The sequence below is a fragment of the Pseudomonas onubensis genome, from assembly GCF_965653655.1.
In the GTDB taxonomy this organism is placed as follows: Bacteria; Pseudomonadota; Gammaproteobacteria; order Pseudomonadales; family Pseudomonadaceae; genus Aquipseudomonas.
Window position 1 is genome coordinate 181,632 of sequence record NZ_CBFHAZ010000001.1, and the last position, 17,693, is coordinate 199,324.

Sequence of the window (17,693 nt, forward strand, 5' to 3'; positions counted from 1 at the left end):
AGGGAGTTGTACCTAGCCTAATGGTTGCACCGCTAGGGTTACGCAGCAGGTCAGCGATGATTTTTGGCGCATCCAAGGTGCGTCGTAGGGAAGGTAAGCAAGATGGTACAGGTGAGAGCACACCAGCCGATCAACACCGACGGCAGTATCAATCTCGAGGCATGGCTGGATCATGCCGTCAGTGTCGACCCGGCACTGGACCGTGAAGCCTTGAAAGCAGCCTGCGAGTTCGCTCGTGAGTCTGAACAGCAAGACAATGCGGCCAAGAACCTGTGGGCCGAAGGCACTTCAAGCTTTCGCACCGGGTTGGAAATCGCCGAGATCCTCGCCGATCTCAAACTGGACCAGGATTCGCTGATCGCCGCCGTGCTTTATCGTGGTGTGCGTGAAGGGCACATCCCGTTGCCGACCGTCAGCCAGCGTTTTGGCGCCGTAGTGGCCAAGCTGATCGACGGCGTGCTGCGCATGGCCGCCATCAGCGCCAGCCTCAGCCCGCGCCAGTCCATGGTGCTGGGCACCCAGGGCCAGGTCGAAAACCTGCGCAAAATGCTGGTGGCCATGGTCGACGATGTGCGCGTTGCGCTGATCAAGCTGGCCGAACGTACCTGCGCGATCCGTGCGGTCAAGACCGCCGACGACGAAAAGCGCAACCGCGTGGCCCGCGAGGTGTTCGACATCTACGCGCCGCTGGCGCACCGCCTGGGCATCGGCCATATCAAGTGGGAGCTGGAGGATTTGTCCTTCCGCTACCTCGAACCCGATCAATACAAACAGATTGCCACGCTGCTGCACGAGCGGCGGCTTGACCGTGAGCGCTTTATCACCGACGTGATGGGCCAACTGCGTTCCGAGTTGCAGGCCACAGGCGTCGACGCCGACATCAGCGGCCGCGCCAAGCACATCTATTCCATCTGGCGCAAAATGCAGCGCAAGGGCCTGGCCTTCAGCCAGATCTACGACGTGCGCGCCGTGCGCGTGCTGGTGCCGGAAATGCGCGACTGCTACACCGCGCTGGGCATCGTGCACACCCTGTGGCGGCACATTCCCAAGGAGTTCGACGACTACATCGCCAACCCCAAGGAAAACGGCTATCGCTCGCTGCACACTGCGGTGATCGGCCCCGAGGGCAAGGTGCTGGAAGTGCAGATCCGCACCCACGCCATGCACGAAGAGGCGGAGCTTGGGGTTTGCGCGCACTGGCGTTACAAGGGCACCGACGTCAAGGCCGGGTCCAACCAGTACGAAGAGAAGATCTCCTGGCTGCGCCAAGTGCTGGAATGGCACGAAGAGCTGGGCGATATCGGCGGCCTGGCCGAGCAGCTGCGGGTGGATATCGAGCCGGACCGGGTCTATATCTTCACCCCCGACGGCCACGCCATCGACTTGCCCAAAGGCGCCACGCCGCTGGACTTCGCTTACCGCGTACACACCGAAATCGGCCACAACTGCCGGGGTGCCAAGATCAACGGGCGTATCGTGCCGCTCAACTACAGCCTGCAAACCGGTGAACAGGTCGAGATCATCACCAGCAAGCACGGCACGCCGAGCCGCGACTGGCTGAACCCGAACCTGGGCTACATCACCACGTCGCGGGCACGGGCGAAGATCGTTCATTGGTTCAAATTGCAGGCGCGCGACCAGAACGTCGCCGCCGGTAAAACCCTGCTTGAACGCGAATTGGCGCGCCTGGGCCTGCCACAGGTGGACTTCGACAAGCTGGCCGAAAAAGCCAACATGAAGATCGCCGAAGACATGTTCGCCGCCCTCGGTGCTGGCGACTTGCGCCTGGCGCAATTGGTCAACCTGGCCCAGCAACTGGTCGAGCCGGAGCGCGGCAGCGAGCAGTTGGAACTGATCCCACGCAAAGCCACCGGCTACAAGCCTGGCAAGCGCGGCGATATCCAGATCCAGGGCGTGGGCAACCTGATGACGCAAATGGCCGGCTGCTGCCAGCCATTGCCGGGCGATGCCATCGTCGGCTACATCACCCAGGGGCGTGGCGTGAGCATTCACCGCCAGGATTGCGCCTCGGTGCTGCAACTGGGCGGGCGCGAGCCCGAGCGCATCATCCAGGTCAGCTGGGGCCCGGTGCCGGTGCTCACGTATCCGGTGGATATCATCATCCGCGCCTACGACCGTTCCGGTTTGCTGCGTGACGTGTCGCAAGTGCTGCTCAACGAGCGCATCAACGTGCTCGCGGTCAACACCCGCTCGAATAAAGAGGACAACACCGCGTTGATGTCCCTGACCATCGAAATTCCGGGGTTGGACGCGCTGGGGCGGTTGCTGGGGCGGATTTCCCAGTTGCCGAACATCATTGAGACCCGGCGTAATCGCACGCCATGAATAGCTGGATGAACGCGGGCTAAAAATGTGGGAGGGCTTTTGTGGGAGCGGGCTTGCTCGCGAATACAGTGGTTCAGTCGCCAGATGTATTGACTGGTTCACCGCTTTCGCGAGCAAGCCCGCTCCCACATTTGACCTTCAGCGTTCCCACTTGAGCGGACAGAAACCGATGTATTCACTTGAAGACCTGCTGCACCTGATGAACCGCCTGCGCGACCCGCAATACGGGTGCCCGTGGGATATCAAGCAAACCTACGCGAGCATCGTGCCGCACACCCTCGAAGAAGCCTACGAAGTTGCCGATGCCATTGAGCGTGGCGACTTTGATCACTTGCAAGGCGAGCTGGGCGACCTGTTGTTCCAGGTGGTGTATTACAGCCAGCTGGCGAGGGAAGAAGGGCGTTTTGAATTCGCCGGTGTGATCGACAGCATCACGCGCAAGCTGATTCGTCGCCATCCCCACGTGTTTCCCACCGGCGATCTGTATGCGCCGCTGGATATTCCGCAGTTGAGCGAAGAACAGGTCAAGGAGCGCTGGGAGCAGATCAAGGCCGAGGAGCGTGTAGAAAAGTCCGACGCCCCGGAGCAACTGTCTCTGCTTGATGATGTGCCCACGGCCTTGCCCGCGTTATCCCGCGCCGCCAAATTGCAAAAGCGTGCCAGCCAGGTCGGTTTCGACTGGCCGTCCGCCTTGCCGGTGGTCGACAACGTGCGTGAAGAGCTCGATGAAGTGCTTGAAGCTATGGCCGATAACGATTCGGTGGCCATTGCCGATGAAGTCGGTGACCTGCTGTTTGCGGCGGTCAACCTGGCACGCCACCTCAAAGTCGACCCGGAAGCCGCGCTGCGTGGCGCCAGCGCCAAGTTCGAACGACGTTTCCGATTTATCGAACAGGCATTGCGCGATACGCACAAACCCATAGAAGATTGCACCCTCGAAGAGTTGGACGCCCTGTGGGGCGAAGCCAAACGCCAGGAAAAGAATGTGTCCAGCTGCGGTTGAGCAGTTGCCTAAGTGAGTAAGCACCATGAGCCTTTCCCTTCGCGACCAGTTGCTCAAAGCAGGTCTGGTCAACCAAAAGCAGGCCAAGCAGGTCGGCAAAGACAAACAGAAACAGCAGCGCCTGGTCCACAAAGGCCAGATCGAGGCCGATGACACCCAGGCGCGCCTGGCCGCCGAAGCGCATGCCGAAAAGGTCAAGCGCGACCAGGAACTGAACCGCCAGCAACAGGAAAAAGCCGAGGCCAAGGCCCGCACGGCCCAGGTCAAGCAACTGATCGAAACCTCGCGCCTGCCCAAGCTGACCACCGAGGACTACTACAACTTCGTGGATGACAAGAAGGTCAAGCGCCTGTCGGTCAACACGCTGATGCGCAACAAACTGAGCAACGGCTCCCTGGCGATTGTGCACCACGGCGGCGGCTACGAAGTGATCCCGCGCGAAGCGGCGCTGAAGATTCAGGAGCGCGCACCAGAGCGTATCGTGCAGCTCAATATCCTCACCGAAAGCCAGGTGCCGGATGAGGACGACCCATACGCCGCCTACCAGATCCCGGATGATCTGATGTGGTAAGGCGTTAAAAAACAACAAACCCCGCTCAAAAGGCGGGGTTTGTATTTTTAACCTGCAGCTTCAGCCGATCACCAATCCACGGCATAACTGACGCTGAAGGTGCGCCCTTCAGCGTTCGGGTATGGCGCACGGGCGTTGGCCTGGGCAAACATGTTCTGGTAATTGCGGTTACTGAGGTTGTAGATCGCGCCTTCCAGGCGACCGACCGGCAACCTGACCGAACCGAGCAGGTCGACCAGCGTATAACCTTTGATATCGCGGCCGTTGTTGTCTTTGGCCGCAGCGTCATAGTCGGCCAGTTGCATGCCTTGCAGGCGCAGGCTGTAGTCGCCACGGTCATAGCCGACAAAGGCGGTAGTCTTGGCAGGCGAGATACGTGTGGCGGGCAGGTCGATCCATTTGCCGTTTTGCTGGGTCTCGCCTTTGGCGTAGGCGTAAGTGCCGCCTACCGACCATTGATCGGTGACGTTGTAGGTCAGGCTGGTTTCGATGCCGCGCACGCGCTCTTTCTGGTTGATCAGGCGCAACACACGATCATTGGCATCATAGAACTGGGTGACGTCCGAGGTGTTTTCATACGCGGTGACGTTGGCCAGCCACTTGTCCCAGTTGCCACGCCAGCCGAGCTCGTAGCTGTCGACCTTGAGGGCTTGGGCGTTCAGGTCTTGAATGTCGTACTTGCTGTTGACGTCACGCAGGAAGCGCTGGATATCCGGTAGGGAAAACCCCTGGCTGAAATTGACGAACACATCCTGGTTTTCACTCAGGTGGTACACCGCACCCAGGTTGTAGAGCGTGTCATCGTATTTGAGGGTGCCGCCCGGCAGTGTGGCGCGGTTGCCGGTCTGCACGATCTCGCCGTAGGCAATGCTGTCGGACACTTCGCTTTCGATCCACTCACGGCGTATGCCGCCACGTAAGGTCCAGTCATCGATATCGTAGGACAGCTGACCAAAAATGGCTTTGGTGGCGGTTGCGATGTCCGGGCCCATTTCAAAGGTGGTGCCGGTCTTGGTATAGCTCAGGCCATTGACCCGGTATTGATCGCCGCGTTGGCGCGAGGTTTCGTGGTCATAGTCGGCGCCCCAGACCAGGTTGCCGGTCGCCGCGCCGATGTCCGGCATTTGTGTATCGATCGCTGCCCGCACACCATAGACGTCTTGCACACTGTTGTTGTCCGACACCCCGGCACGACCGCGAGACAGGTCCGGGAAGAACAGTGCATCGGCACGCCGCCAATAACTTTCGACCTGCAAGCCCTGGCCGTAGAAGTCCTTGTCGGCGTAATTGAGGTTTACCGCCTGGTTGTGGGTGAAGGGCTGGTCATCCAGGTCCAGGCCTTTTACCGCGACCGCAGTGCTGGTGATGCGTGGGTTCTTGGTGTAGCGGGTGTCCTGTTCATCTTTATAGTCTTGCAGCGACAGGCTGATCTTCTTGTCGTCATCCAGCTCATAGCCGAAGCGACCTTGCAGGTCGTAGGTGTCGGTGTCCATGTTGCTGCCCTGGGACGTGTCCTGGGGAATGCGTTTGCCGTTACCGTCGAACTGGTCGTTGCGTTGCACCGTATTGCCCGACACGTACCAGTCCACCGGGCCCTTGCGGCCGGTGGCACTTTGGAAGGCTTCGTAGGAGAACCCTTTGTGGCTGAAGTTGTTACCGGCGGTCATGCCGATCTTGCTGCTGAAGGCCAGGTCTTCGCCTTTGTTGCGCTTGGTGATGATGTTGATGATGCCGCCTGACGCGCCGGCGCCATAGACGCTGCTGGCGCCGGAAATCACTTCGATGCGCTCGATGCTTTCCGGTGCCACGCTGTTGAGCTGGCGGAAGTTGTCACGCGTGGCGTTCTGGGACACGCCATCAATCAGGATCAGCGTGTTGCGCCCGCGCAGCGTTTGACCGAAGTTGCTCATGCCACCGCTGGAGGGCGCTATGCCCGGGACCAGTTGCCCGAGGATATCGGCAACCCGACGTCCTGCTGCTGCCTGTTGGCGGATCTGTTCTTCGTTGATGACCTGCACCGAGCCTGGGATCGCGGCAATGCTGGTTTCACTGCGAGTGGCTGAAACGACCGTCGCCTGCAATTGCAGGTTGGTAGCCGCCGCTGGCGCGTCTTCAGTCTGATCAGCCCAGACAGGCACGCTTATCGAACCGAGCAGGGGCAGCAGGACGGCCCATTGTGATTTGTTCATGATCTTGCCTTTGAGTTATTAGAAGTATTGACAGAAAAATCGGTAGTTTCAGGTGTTCGGGTGAACGAACGGATGGCGCGGATACCCAGGGCCGCCAATGCATAGGTCAGTGCCACCAGCCAAAAGCTGTGCGCCAAGCCCACCATTGCCATGCCGACGCCACCCAACAGCGCACCGCACAACGCGCCGCCTTTTGCGGCGCTGTTGCCCAGGCCCAAGGCAAACCCCTGCTGGCTGGGTGCGACGGTATTGGCGATCAACGTGTAGGCAACCGGTAGCAGCGCGCCTTGCCACACGCCCCACAGCAGCCGGCTGGCGAGGAACCCCAGCCATTCGCCGGCCATCGCCGTGAAGGCCAGCGTCAAGGCGCAAAACCACGTGACCCATTCGATGATTCGTAATGTTTGCGCCGCGGGGTGTCGGTCAAACAGGCGGCCCCATAGCGGCGCGGACAGCGCGAGCGTCAGAGCACTGGCGGCGTAGCTGGCGCCGATCAGCCAGGCAGGAGCGTGTAAAACATCGGCGACGTACAGGGCATAAAACGGTTGGGGCATCATTTTGGCTGCCTGGATCAGCACGATGATGGCGAGCATTGCGCCGAGCCAGCCTTTGGGGAGTGCCGCAGGCGTTGAGGCGCGTACCGGTCTTGAGCGCGGCGCATCGCTGGGTAAAAACAGGCTGATCAGCGCGCACAGCAGGCAAACCGCCGTGGCGCTGTAGCACAGCAATGCGAAACCGGAAATATCCATCAGCCAGCCACCCAGCACCGGCCCGGCCAGCGAACCCACGGCGGTAGCCGATTGCAGCCGCGCCAGAATATGCCCGCGCCCACCTTCGGTGCAGTACGCCAGCGCATAGGCCTGGGCCGCTGCAATAAAACCGGCCAACGCACCTTGCGCCACGCGAATGACCACCAGCAGCCACGGATCGGTGGTGACAGCGGCCAGCGCCTGGCATACCGCCAGTGCCAGCAGCGCGCGAATGATCATCGGCTTGTGGCCGGTACGATCACCCAGGCGCCCCCACATTGGCGTGAGGATCATCGCCGCCATCATCGGCCCGGCATACACCAGCGACGACAGCAGGCCGGTGTACTGGGCGTTGGCTACGCCCAGCAGCTTCTGGATCTGCAACGGCCAGAAGGGACCGCTCATTTCCATGGCACCCATCGACACCAGCTGAATCACCACCAACAGGCGCAGTGCAGTGTTGTTAGCCGACATTGGCGGCAGTGCTCAGCGGGTTCGGCAGACGCCCGACGATATCGGCGTGGCTTTCCATCAGGCGCATGCGCATAAACGACTTGGCTGGCCAGTCCTGCTCCAGCAGTGCGGTCCGTTCGGTCTGCCAGCGTTGGGGCTCGACCTGGCTGCGCAAATCATCGAAACATTCGCGGACCTGGGCTGACAGTTCGTCCCACAGCAGCCCCTGGGGAATATCGAAGTGGCGCGCACTGAGCAATACCAGTTCGCCCAAATGGCACATGAACACCGTGTGCAGCAACTTGTCGCGCACAAAGCCGGCGTCGTCGTACAAGGTCATCTTCGGGTCGTGCAGTTCGATGTCCAGGCCGTGTGCGTGCAAGGTCTTGCGGTCGATGCGGATATCACCGAAATCACGCAGCAACAGACGGCTTGCTTGCCCGTCGGAGCCCATGACCATAAATGAGTTCTGCTGATGGGCCTCGAAGGCCACGCCATAACGCAGGTACATGCCCAGCAGTGCCGGCACTGCGATCGATGCATAGTCTTTAAAAAACGCCTGCATGGCCTGCGCGTCGTCGGTGCCTTTGCTCAAGCGTACCCACTGCTTGAGCAGGGGTTGCCCATGCTGATCGATGGCAAACAGGCCACCTACCGGAATGGCCATTTCGCCCGGTTTAAGCAGGCTCTGCGGGTTGTCCCGGTACAGCACGGCCAGGTGTCGCGAGTGTTCGTCATTGGCAGGTTGTGGTTGGAAATGCACGCCGAGTCGTTCGGGCACGATGCTCAGGATTTTTTGAATTTTTGGCTCACGTGCCAGGATGGTTTGCAGCAGATGGCTGATCCGTGGGCCCATGCGCGCGGAGCGTGGCGACACTGTGCGCTGCACACTGGTCAAGCGCAGCGACACCGGGAGCTTGACCATTGGCGCGTCGCACCGACCTTCGGGCAACACGGTCCTGAACGACATGGTCGGGTGTGCGGTGAACGCGACGATGTCCGTCAGCACCAGCAGCCGGTCGCCGATTTCATTGGCGAACAGTTGCGGTAGCTCTTGGCGAGCCTGCCAAGGGTGAGCGGGCATCGGCAGGTAGTCGCCGGCCTCAAGGCCTTGAGCGGTCAGATGCGCCGTCAATTGGCGTGCGGCCTGCGGGAAGTGGTTTTGCCACCACTGCCAGTAATCTGCAGTACCGGCCAGGCTTTCGACATGGGCGTACTGGCGGTGCAGCGCGCAGAGTAATACCGGGAAGCGCGCTTCGAACTCCGGCGAGAATTCAATCACCTGCTCTGTTCCCAGGCCCAGCTTTGTCTTGTAGTTGGGGTGCCATGGATGGCCCAGGGTGCCCCATTGCTCAAGTACTGATGTCGGGTTGGAAATGCTTGGGTTGTTGTTGAGGTAGCTGAGCAAATTGTTTTGATGCGCGGGGGCCATTGCGGCGTGCAGCTCGAGGGTCCACTGCTCGTGGAAAGCGAGGCACAGCGTATCGTTGACAAGGCTGTCATCTATCTCGCTGTTGAGGCGGCTCAAGACGTCGGGGGCGGCAGATGATTCGAGGCTGCTGTTGAGTAATGTCAGCAACTGCGAGGGGAATCGGATTGTCTGTTCAGGCTGGCCAGCGCGCAGGGCACTCACCGTGCCGCGCAAATCCCAGCTGGCCATGCGGCCCGGGCGCAGGTGATCGAAGCGTAGGCGGGTGTGGTCGGGCAGCTCCAGCCAGCAGCGATTGTGTTCGTCATAGGTGCGCGTGCCGGGGTTGAGCAGACCTTCACGGAACAATGCCTGCATCAGGCGCTGGAAGCTGCGTTCGGCGGCAGGTGCGAGGGTATCGATCAGGGCATCAAGCGTGACGTGCTTAGCCTGGAATTGGCGAGTGGAAAGTGCTTCACCCCAGCGTTCAAGCAGTAGTTTTTCCGGTGTGGCGACGTGTCCGTGCATCAATTCGAACTCCTTATCCGTGGGGCTGAGTGAAAAGCGAACGGATACTATCGAGAATCATTACCAAATGTCTATTTGTTGTTACGCTTTTTGCGGAAACGATTATTCAGGGAGTGAAAGGAGGGTGGTTCGAAGACAGAAAGAGCGACCACGCAGGTCCGCAGTCAGGACTTGAAGCGTCTAAATCAGGCTAGTTCAGTGTCTTTGAGATGACTTGTAATACGCGGCCTGAGGTCTTGTAGGATGTGTCTGTTTTCATACGGTTGTGGCAGAGCACGGGAAAACGACGGAGGTGAGAAACGAAAAACCCCGCTCAAAGGCGGGGTTTTTGTGGGCGGGCACACCAGCTGCTGTGTGGGGCTGGGTGGCTACCAGATTTCAGTGTTTCAGGAGCCTTCGACCTGGCGTTTCATCTCAAGAGATTCGAGCTCGTTTTTATAATTGTGGGCTTCGTTCTCGTTGTGGAACATGCCGACCAGTTGGTCTTGTTGATGTACATCCCAGATGTGAATCCCATGGCCCAGTGCTTCGTGGGACATGTGTGCATCGTCGCGTTCAGTTACTTTTACAGTCATCTGCTTGCTCCAATCTCTGGTTGATCTGCGGCAAGTCGTCGCAGGCCTCTTTTATATGTTTTGTTAGCTTGCTAAGTAAACCGATTTTGCGCGCAACTATTTATTGCAGGAAACGCAACAGTGCTGCAGGCCGCGTAAACCGCGACATTGCGTCGCAGGGTGCTGAGTTTTATGACAAAAGTTTCATGTTTGCGACCGGCTGGAGCCTTGTGTTGATCATTGAGCTGCCATCGCAGGCAAGCCAGCTCCCACCTTGAAATGCATTCACCCGTGGGAGCTGCGGTTCGACGCTTCGACTTGCCCGCGATGGCTGTAGTGGCTTCAACACAAAACCTCCAGGCGAAAAAAAGCCCCGCATTCAGCGAGGCTCTTTTTAATCACACCACGGTATCAGCTACCTTTGATAGCCTGACCATCAACAGTACCGTCCAACAGCATGATGTTGTATTCCTTGCCATCGGTTTCCACCTGGCGCAAGGCTACCAAAATGCCGCCCAGGTCCTTGGCAAACCACATCTGGGTGATGCGCTTGCTTTGAGTCGGGTCGCGTACACGTTCAACCTTGATCGCATCGATGGAGCCGACCTTGGTCTGGACTTTCTCCGGGCCGATCACGCGGAAGTCGTAGGTGTCGGTGTCGGTGCCTTCAACGACGATGTAGCTCATGCTCTTTTTGCCGGCCGCCACGTCACGTTGCAGTGCCAACTGATAGGTTGACTTGTCGAGCATGCCGCTTTGCAGGGGCACATTGACCGGGTCTTTGTTTTCAAAGCCGGTGACTTTCTTGGCCGTCTGGTCGAAGTCCAGGTTGATCTTCTTCGACTTGCCCAAACCACCGCGCTCGAAGCTGTAGCTCACGGGCTGCAGGGCATCTTTGTCGAGACGGATCACACTGGTCTCAGTGAGGCTGGCGATCATCATGGAGGCCTTGAAATTCAAGGTCCACGAGCCATTGTCATTCTTGACCAGGCTGCGTTCGGCCGAACCGCTCATGGGCAACTGTTTCCAGTCGGCGGTGTAGCTGGCGGAGAAAGGGTGAAGGTCTGCTGCTTGCACGGCGGGCAAGGCGAACAGCGCAAAAGCGAAGAGCAGGGCGCGACGCATAAAATCTCCTAGGTTCGAATCAAGTGGCCGCTGGCCGCGAGTAACTGACCGTCCAATAATGCACCCTGTTCGCCGAGAATCAATCGTCCCTCGGCAAACCAGCGAACAGCCAGCGGGTAAATCCTGTGTTCCTGGGTGTGAACCCGTTGCGCAAGTGTCTGCGCCGAATCTGCAGACTCTACCGGAACCACTGCCTGTACGACCAGAGGCCCGCCATCGAGTTCCTCGGTGACAAAGTGCACGCTGCAGCCATGCTCCGTGTCGCCGGCCTCGAGGGCGCGTTGGTGCGTGTGTAACCCTTTGTATTTGGGCAGCAGGGACGGATGGATATTGAGCAGGCGCCCTTGGTAGTGCCGCACGAAATCGGCGCTGAGGATGCGCATGAAGCCGGCAAGTACTACGAGCTTGGGGTTGAAGGCGTCGATCAGTTCGATCAAGGCGCAGTCGAAGGCCTCGCGACCTTCGAAAGCCTTGTGATCCAGGGAGCGGGTGTCGATACCCGCGTCCCTGGCGCGTTGCAGGCCGTAGGCGTCGCTGCGGTTGGAGATCACCGCAGCGATGCGCACCGGGCTGTCGCCGGTGCGCGTGCTGTCGATCAGGGCCTGCAAGTTACTGCCGGTGCCGGAGAGCAGCACCACGACATCACAGGTCTCAGGCATCAGTGAGCCTTGAGGTTCTTCAGCTCAACCTGGGCCGCGCCTTCCGGAGCGGTCGCGATCTGGCCGATAACCCAAGGCTGCTCGCCCGCTTCACGCAGTACGTTCAGCGCGGTTTCAACGTGCTCTTGCGCCACGCAGATGACCATGCCCACGCCGCAGTTCAGCACGCGGTGCATTTCGGTTTCGTTGACGTTGCCTTGCGCTTGCAGCCAGTCGAACACGGCAGGACGGGTCCAGCTTGCCACGTCGACAATCGCCTGGGCGCCTTTTGGCAGCACGCGCGGGATGTTGTCCAGCAGGCCACCACCGGTGATGTGGGCCATGGCTTTGACGGCGCCGGTGTCTTTGATCAGCTTGAGCAACGGCTTCACGTAGATGCGGGTCGGGGCCATCAGCAGGTCGGTCAGCGGCTGGCCGTCGAGCTGGGTGTTCTCGATGTCGGCGCCTGACACTTCGATGATCTTGCGGATCAGCGAGTAACCGTTGGAGTGCGGGCCGGACGATGGCAGGGCGAGCAAGGCGTCACCGGCGGCGACTTTGGAGCCGTCGATGATCTCGGCTTTTTCGACAACACCGACGCAGAAACCGGCCAGATCGTAGTCTTCGCCTTCGTACATGCCCGGCATTTCAGCGGTTTCGCCGCCGACCAGGGAGCAGCCCGACAGCTCGCAGCCGGCGCCGATACCGGTGACCACTTGTGCAGCGGTGTCCACGTTCAGCTTGCCGGTGGCGTAGTAATCGAGGAAGAACAGCGGCTCTGCGCCACACACCACCAGGTCGTTGACGCACATGGCAACCAGGTCGATACCGATGGTGTCGTGCTTGTTCAGGTTCAGCGCCAGACGCAGCTTGGTGCCCACGCCGTCGGTGCCGGACACCAGTACAGGCTGCTTGTAGCCGGCCGGGATCTCGCAGAGGGCGCCAAAACCGCCCAGGCCGCCCATGACTTCGGGGCGCGCAGTGCGCTTGGCGACGCTCTTGATGCGTTCGACCAATGCTTCACCGGCGTCGATGTCTACACCGGCGTCCTTGTAGCTCAGGGAGGGTTGCTTGCTCATGATCCAGGCCTTTAGGGGGGATTTCTGGGTAACGACCGAGCCGGCAGGCGCTTTTGGTAAAAAGGCCCAGCCGCTGACGGTCTGCGAAGGCGCGCGATTTTATCAGGCTTGAGGGGCAGCGGCCATCCTCGGGCCGACGGGCAGGGCCATATAGCTTAAAAAAGCCGCTTAAAAAAATGCTAAACGTGCCGGTAATGGCGTGTATTAAGGTATAGCCTTTACCCCGCTATCGTTATGACAGTACAAAAACTGCCATGACCCTGTGAATGTTTTACCGGCTGCTGTGGTCACAGCCTTGCCAAGCCGAGTTCACGCGGTCTGTTCCAGCCGCTAAATTTGTCGTTCGGGAATCTTCCATGCGTCTGTGTAATGTCTTCTTTGTAGGCTGCTTGTCATTGGTCAGCCTGGCGAGTCATGCCGAAACCCTCAATGGCCTTTATCAAGTACTTGAACCGGTTGCCAGCCAGTCGCCCCAGGAGCGTGACCAGGCCACCCAGCGCGCCGTGCAAACCCTGGTGATCCGCCTGACCGGCGATGCCAAGGCTGCCGAGGGACCGGGCCTGGCGGCGATTCGCAAAGACCCGCAGCAAATTATCAGCCAATACGGCTACGACGCCGGCCCGCCGGAGAGCCTGCAGGTGGACTTCGACCCTGTGAGCACCGATCGTGCCCTGCGTGAAGCGGGCCTGTCGATCTGGGGCAGCAATCGGCCGTCGATCCTCGGCTGGTGGCTCAACGACTCCACTGACGGCAGCAGCCTGGTCGGTGATGGCCAAGCGATAGCCGGTGCACTGCGCCGTGCCGCGCAACACCGTGGCTTGCCGTTGCGTTTGCCCTTGGGTGACCTGGAGGAGCAAGTCGTCGCCACAGCACCGAATCTGGAAGGTGCCGATGCCACGCCCTTGCGCGCCGCCTCCGAGCGTTATGGCGCCGACGCCTTGCTGGCCGTGCACGCGCGCCAGGAAGGCAACCAGTGGCAGGCCAAATGGCGCCTGTGGCTGGGCGACAAGAGCGAGCAGGGCACCGCACAGGGCGCTGACACTGGCGCGGTCGCCGATGCCGTAATGTTGGCGGTCAGCCAAAAACTGGCACCGCGCTTTGCGGTCAAGCCAGGTGTAAGTACCGAACAGCTGCTCGAGGTGCAGGGCATGAACCTGGAGCGCTATGCCGCTTTGGGTCATTTGCTTGAGCCCTTTGGTGCTCAGCCGCAACGGGTGGATGGCAATCGCATTGTGTACCGGGTCAACGGCAGTGCCGATCAGTTGCGTACGCAGTTGAGCCTGGCCAAGTTGCAGGAAGTGCCTGCGGGCGAAGCGCCGGTTCAACCGCCGGTAGCCGATGGTACGCAGCCGCCGGCTGCTCCCGAGCCTCAGGCGCAGTTACGTTTTCGTTGGTAGGTGAACTTCCTTCTATATAGATAGAAGGAAGCAAATAAGAGATGGAGTGGTTTATGGCGGATACGCGTCGTTGGGTGTGGCTTGGTGGGGTTGTCCTGCTGTGCGTTTTTGTGTTCTTGCTGCATTCGATCCTGACGCCGTTCCTGGTCGCGTTGCTGCTCGCTTATCTGTTCGATCCGGTGGTGGATCGCCTGGAGAAAGCCGGTTTGTCGCGAACCTTGGGCGTGGTTACGGTGTTTGCACTGTTCACGCTGATTATCACCGCCTTGGTGCTGGTGTTGGTGCCGATGCTGGCCAAGCAGCTGTTTCGCCTCTATGAGCTGGCGCCGCAAATGCTCGACTGGTTGCAGCACACGGCCATGCCGTGGGCCCAGGCCAAGCTGGGGCTGGCGGATGGCTTCTGGAAGTTCGACAAGGTCAAGGCGGCGATCAGTGAGCATATGGGGCAGACCACCGATATTGTCGGTGTAGTGCTCAGCCAGGCCACGGCCTCCAGCCTTGCGCTGATCGGCTGGCTGACCAACCTGGTGTTGATCCCGGTGGTAGCGTTCTATCTGCTGCGCGACTGGGACATCATGATGGCCAAGATCCGCAGCCTGCTGCCACGCAACAATGAAGAGCGCATCGTTTCCCTGGCGCACGAGTGCCACGAGGTGCTCGGCGCGTTTGTACGCGGCCAGTTGCTGGTGATGCTGGCGCTTGGGATCATCTATGCCGCCGGCTTGATGGCAATTGGTTTGGAGCTGGGACTGTTGATCGGCTTGATCGCAGGCTTGGCCGCCATCGTGCCGTATATGGGCTTTGTGATCGGTATCGGCGCGGCGCTGGTGGCCGGGCTGTTCCAGTTTGGCGGTGATCTGTACCCGATGCTCGGGATCGTCGCGGTGTTCATGGTTGGCCAGGCCCTGGAAGGCATGGTGCTGACGCCGCTGCTGGTGGGGGACCGGATTGGCCTTCACCCGGTGGCAGTGATCTTTGCGATCCTGGCGGGCGGTGAGCTGTTTGGCTTTACCGGCATTTTGCTGGCGCTGCCGGTGGCAGCGGTGATCATGGTGTTGGTGCGCCACGTCCATGATCTGTATAAAGATTCGGATGCGTATACCGGGGTTGAAGACCCGGATCTGTAACCGTTTCGCAACAAACCCGGCCTAAGCCGGGTTTGTTGTTTCTGGGGCAGGGTGTCAAACAATTTGCGCAAATCGCCCCAAGTTAACGCAAACCTTTGATTTTGCTTGTGGTCTGCTGCATTGTGCGCCCGGCGTCACGGGTATAAACTTTGCAAACTTTACACAGAGGCCACTAACGGTTCGTTTGGAGCCGTTCAGTCAGCATGAAACCGATTCAGCTGCCCTTGGGTGTGCGTCTGCGTGACGACGCCACCTTTATCAATTACTACCCAGGCGCCAATGCCGCTGCACTCGGCTATGTCGAGCGGCTCTGCGAAGCCGACGCCGGGTGGACTGAAAGCCTGATCTATCTGTGGGGCAAACACGGCGTGGGGCGTACCCACCTGTTGCAGGCCGCGTGCCTGCGCTTCGAGCAGATGGGCGAGCCGGCGGTATATCTGCCACTGGCTGAGCTGATGGACCGTGGCATCGGCATCTTCGACCACCTTGAGCAATACGAACTGGTGTGCCTGGATGACCTGCAGGCCATCGCCGGCAAGGCGGATTGGGAAGAGGCGCTGTTTCACCTGTTCAACCGCCTGCGTGACAGCGGCCGACGCTTGTTGATTGCTGCGTCCACCTCGCCGCGTGAGCTGCCGGTGAAGCTGGCTGACCTCAAGTCACGCCTGACCCTGGCGTTGATCTTCCAGATGCGCCCACTCTCCGACGAAGACAAGCTGCGTGCCCTGCAATTGCGCGCATCGCGCCGCGGCCTGCACCTTACCGATGAGGTCGGGCACTTTATCCTTACCCGTGGCACCCGCAGCATGAGCGCGTTGTTCGATTTGCTCGAACAGCTCGATCAGGCCTCCTTGCAGGCTCAGCGCAAGCTGACCATTCCGTTCCTCAAGGAAACCCTCGGCTGGTAGCCAACCCTTGTCCAGTGGGGTTTTCGGCAACTTCCAGGCGCCAGAAAACCTGCGTTTGGGCCGGTTTGGCCACGCAACAGGCATGAATAGGGTGTTAAGGGCTTAGATGTCATAGTCCAAACAAGAAGTCACATAGATCACGATTGAATTTGCAAATCGATGTGATAGTGGGCATAGTCTCGACTTCTTTACACATCAGCCACGGTCGTGCCCATGCTAAATCGCTTCGCACCCCTCGTGCCTCTCGCACTCGTTACCCTGTTGTTTGGTTGCGCCACCCACACTCAAAACGTGGCTGAACAGCACACACCACAGGTTCAAAATCAGGCAAAGTTCGTTGCAGCGCAGTCTTCTACTGTTTATGAAGAAGAAGTCGCAACCGAGAAAGAACTGGCCGCCTTCGCCGGCAGCAAGCCTTACCAGCTTCCCGTTCTGGCCGACAGCATCCTCGAACGCGGTATGTCCCTTATCGGTACCCGTTACCGTTTCGGCGGTACCTCTGAAGCCGGTTTCGACTGCAGCGGCTTTATCGGCTACCTGTTCCGTGAAGAAGCCGGCATGAATTTGCCACGCTCGACACGCGAAATGATCAACGTGGACGCACCGTTGGTCGCACGCAACAACCTCAAGCCCGGTGATCTGCTCTTCTTTAGTACGGCAGGCCGTGGTCGTGTAAGCCACGCCGGTATCTACTTGGGCGATAACCAGTTTATCCACTCCAGCAGCCGTCGCAGTGGTGGTGTTCGGGTCGACAACCTGGGCGACAGCTACTGGAGCAAAACCTTCATCGAAGCCAAGCGCGCACTCGCCATGGCCCCGACTACGGTTACCGCCAGTAAGTAAAGTTAAAGTGATACTTGAAGTTTGACGTGTAAGCGCTAGAATCCCTGGACATTGTTGTAATCCGTTCGCGCGAGCTTTGCTTGCGCGTTCTGGTTTTCAGCGTTCGGCAGCGAAAGCCGCATCCAGATCAGGATTGTTCTGCCCATGTCGACCTCAGCCCGCCTCATTCTGCTGGTATGTGCCGCGCTCCTCAGCGCCTGCGCAAGCCGTCCACCGCCGCCTGCGCCTGTCGCGGTCAAGCCCAAGCCGGTGTTCAACTATTCCACCCAAAATTTCTCGCCGGCTGCCGAAGACGTGCTCTTCCGTGCGCTGGGCCTGGTCGGCACGCCTTATCGCTGGGGCGGCAATACGCCAGACTCCGGGTTTGATTGCAGTGGCCTGATCGGTTTTGTCTACCGCGACGCCGCTGGCATCAGCCTGCCGCGCACCACCCGCGAACTGATCGTGATGCGTGCCCAGGATGTGAGCGAAAACAACCTGCAAACCGGCGACCTGATCTTCTTCGCCACCGGCGGTGGCACGCGAGTCAGCCACGCAGGTATCTACGTGGGTGAAGGGCGCTTCGTACACGCCCCGCAAACCGGCGGTACGGTGAAGTTGGACACCTTGTCCAAGGCCTATTGGCAGAATGCCTACCTGAGCGCCAAGCGCGTGCTGCCGGCAAGCCTGGCGCGTAATCCATAGGCTGCACAGGTTCAAGTGTGGGAGCGGGCTTGCTCGCGAAGGCGTGGTGTCAGTCAACAGATTCGTTGGCTGATCCACCGCCTTCGCGAGC

15 protein-coding genes are annotated in these 17,693 nt (G+C 59.7%); 8 read left to right on the top strand and 7 right to left on the bottom strand.

Annotated features, from left to right (window positions below; translation table 11 throughout):
• Positions 1-102: 102 nt before the first annotated feature.
• The 3 genes from relA to ACTD9P_RS00795 all read left to right on the top strand — a co-directional run bounded on the left by relA (position 103) and on the right by ACTD9P_RS00795 (position 3,920).
• Positions 103-2,346, top strand: coding sequence for a GTP diphosphokinase (relA, locus tag ACTD9P_RS00785; protein ID WP_017134872.1), 2,244 nt, complete (start codon positions 103-105; stop codon positions 2,344-2,346).
• 169 nt (positions 2,347-2,515) lie between these two features.
• On the top strand, positions 2,516-3,349 hold the full coding sequence (mazG, locus tag ACTD9P_RS00790) for a nucleoside triphosphate pyrophosphohydrolase (RefSeq protein ID WP_438866316.1): 834 nt from the start codon (positions 2,516-2,518) through the stop codon (positions 3,347-3,349).
• 25 nt (positions 3,350-3,374) lie between these two features.
• A complete protein-coding gene (locus ACTD9P_RS00795) occupies positions 3,375-3,920 on the top strand; it encodes a DUF2058 domain-containing protein (RefSeq protein ID WP_017134874.1) in 546 nt (181 codons plus the stop codon).
• 68 nt (positions 3,921-3,988) lie between these two features.
• Here ACTD9P_RS00795 and ACTD9P_RS00800 read toward each other — a convergent pair whose 3' ends face one another.
• The 7 genes from ACTD9P_RS00800 to purM all read right to left on the bottom strand — a co-directional run bounded on the left by ACTD9P_RS00800 (position 3,989) and on the right by purM (position 12,643).
• Entirely contained in the window at positions 3,989-6,109 is a 2,121-nt protein-coding gene (locus tag ACTD9P_RS00800; RefSeq protein ID WP_438866317.1) for a TonB-dependent receptor, read from the bottom strand.
• Positions 6,106-7,332 (bottom strand): MFS transporter, encoded by a 1,227-nt coding sequence (locus ACTD9P_RS00805; RefSeq protein WP_438866318.1) that lies wholly within the window; start codon positions 7,330-7,332, stop codon positions 6,106-6,108. Before ACTD9P_RS00805 ends, ACTD9P_RS00800 begins: the two co-directional genes overlap by 4 nt.
• Entirely contained in the window at positions 7,322-9,247 is a 1,926-nt protein-coding gene (locus ACTD9P_RS00810; RefSeq protein ID WP_438866319.1) for an IucA/IucC family protein, read from the bottom strand. Before ACTD9P_RS00810 ends, ACTD9P_RS00805 begins: the two co-directional genes overlap by 11 nt.
• A 386-nt stretch (positions 9,248-9,633) precedes the next feature.
• Positions 9,634-9,822 carry a hypothetical protein gene (locus tag ACTD9P_RS00815; protein ID WP_219269112.1) on the bottom strand — a complete coding sequence of 63 codons (189 nt, stop codon included), beginning with the start codon at positions 9,820-9,822 and terminating at the stop codon, positions 9,634-9,636.
• A 390-nt stretch (positions 9,823-10,212) separates the two neighbouring features.
• Positions 10,213-10,926, bottom strand: a complete 714-nt coding sequence (locus ACTD9P_RS00820; protein WP_065929791.1) for a DUF3108 domain-containing protein — start codon at positions 10,924-10,926, stop codon at positions 10,213-10,215.
• Between the two features lie 8 nt (positions 10,927-10,934).
• On the bottom strand, positions 10,935-11,585 hold the full coding sequence (gene purN / locus ACTD9P_RS00825; RefSeq protein ID WP_438866320.1) for a phosphoribosylglycinamide formyltransferase: 651 nt from the start codon (positions 11,583-11,585) through the stop codon (positions 10,935-10,937).
• Entirely contained in the window at positions 11,585-12,643 is a 1,059-nt protein-coding gene (gene purM, locus ACTD9P_RS00830) for a phosphoribosylformylglycinamidine cyclo-ligase (protein ID WP_017134881.1), read from the bottom strand. Before purM ends, purN begins: the two co-directional genes overlap by 1 nt.
• Positions 12,644-12,999: 356 nt before the next feature.
• Between purM and ACTD9P_RS00835 the strand changes: the two genes are divergently transcribed.
• From ACTD9P_RS00835 to ACTD9P_RS00855, 5 genes are all read left to right on the top strand, one after another.
• Positions 13,000-14,040: a DUF2066 domain-containing protein gene (locus ACTD9P_RS00835; RefSeq protein WP_438866321.1), complete on the top strand. Its 1,041-nt coding sequence runs from the start codon at positions 13,000-13,002 to the stop codon at positions 14,038-14,040.
• A 53-nt stretch (positions 14,041-14,093) separates the two neighbouring features.
• Positions 14,094-15,167, top strand: coding sequence for an AI-2E family transporter (locus ACTD9P_RS00840; RefSeq protein WP_438866322.1), 1,074 nt, complete (start codon positions 14,094-14,096; stop codon positions 15,165-15,167).
• Positions 15,168-15,370: 203 nt separating this feature from the next.
• Positions 15,371-16,075, top strand: a complete 705-nt coding sequence (gene hda, locus ACTD9P_RS00845; protein ID WP_017134884.1) for a DnaA regulatory inactivator Hda — start codon at positions 15,371-15,373, stop codon at positions 16,073-16,075.
• Between the two features lie 213 nt (positions 16,076-16,288).
• Positions 16,289-16,918, top strand: a complete 630-nt coding sequence (locus tag ACTD9P_RS00850; RefSeq protein WP_438866323.1) for a C40 family peptidase — start codon at positions 16,289-16,291, stop codon at positions 16,916-16,918.
• Between the two features lie 144 nt (positions 16,919-17,062).
• The gene (locus tag ACTD9P_RS00855) at positions 17,063-17,602 is read left to right on the top strand and encodes a C40 family peptidase (protein ID WP_438866324.1); all 540 of its coding nucleotides are present in this window, start codon (positions 17,063-17,065) and stop codon (positions 17,600-17,602) included.
• Positions 17,603-17,693: the final 91 nt, after the last annotated feature.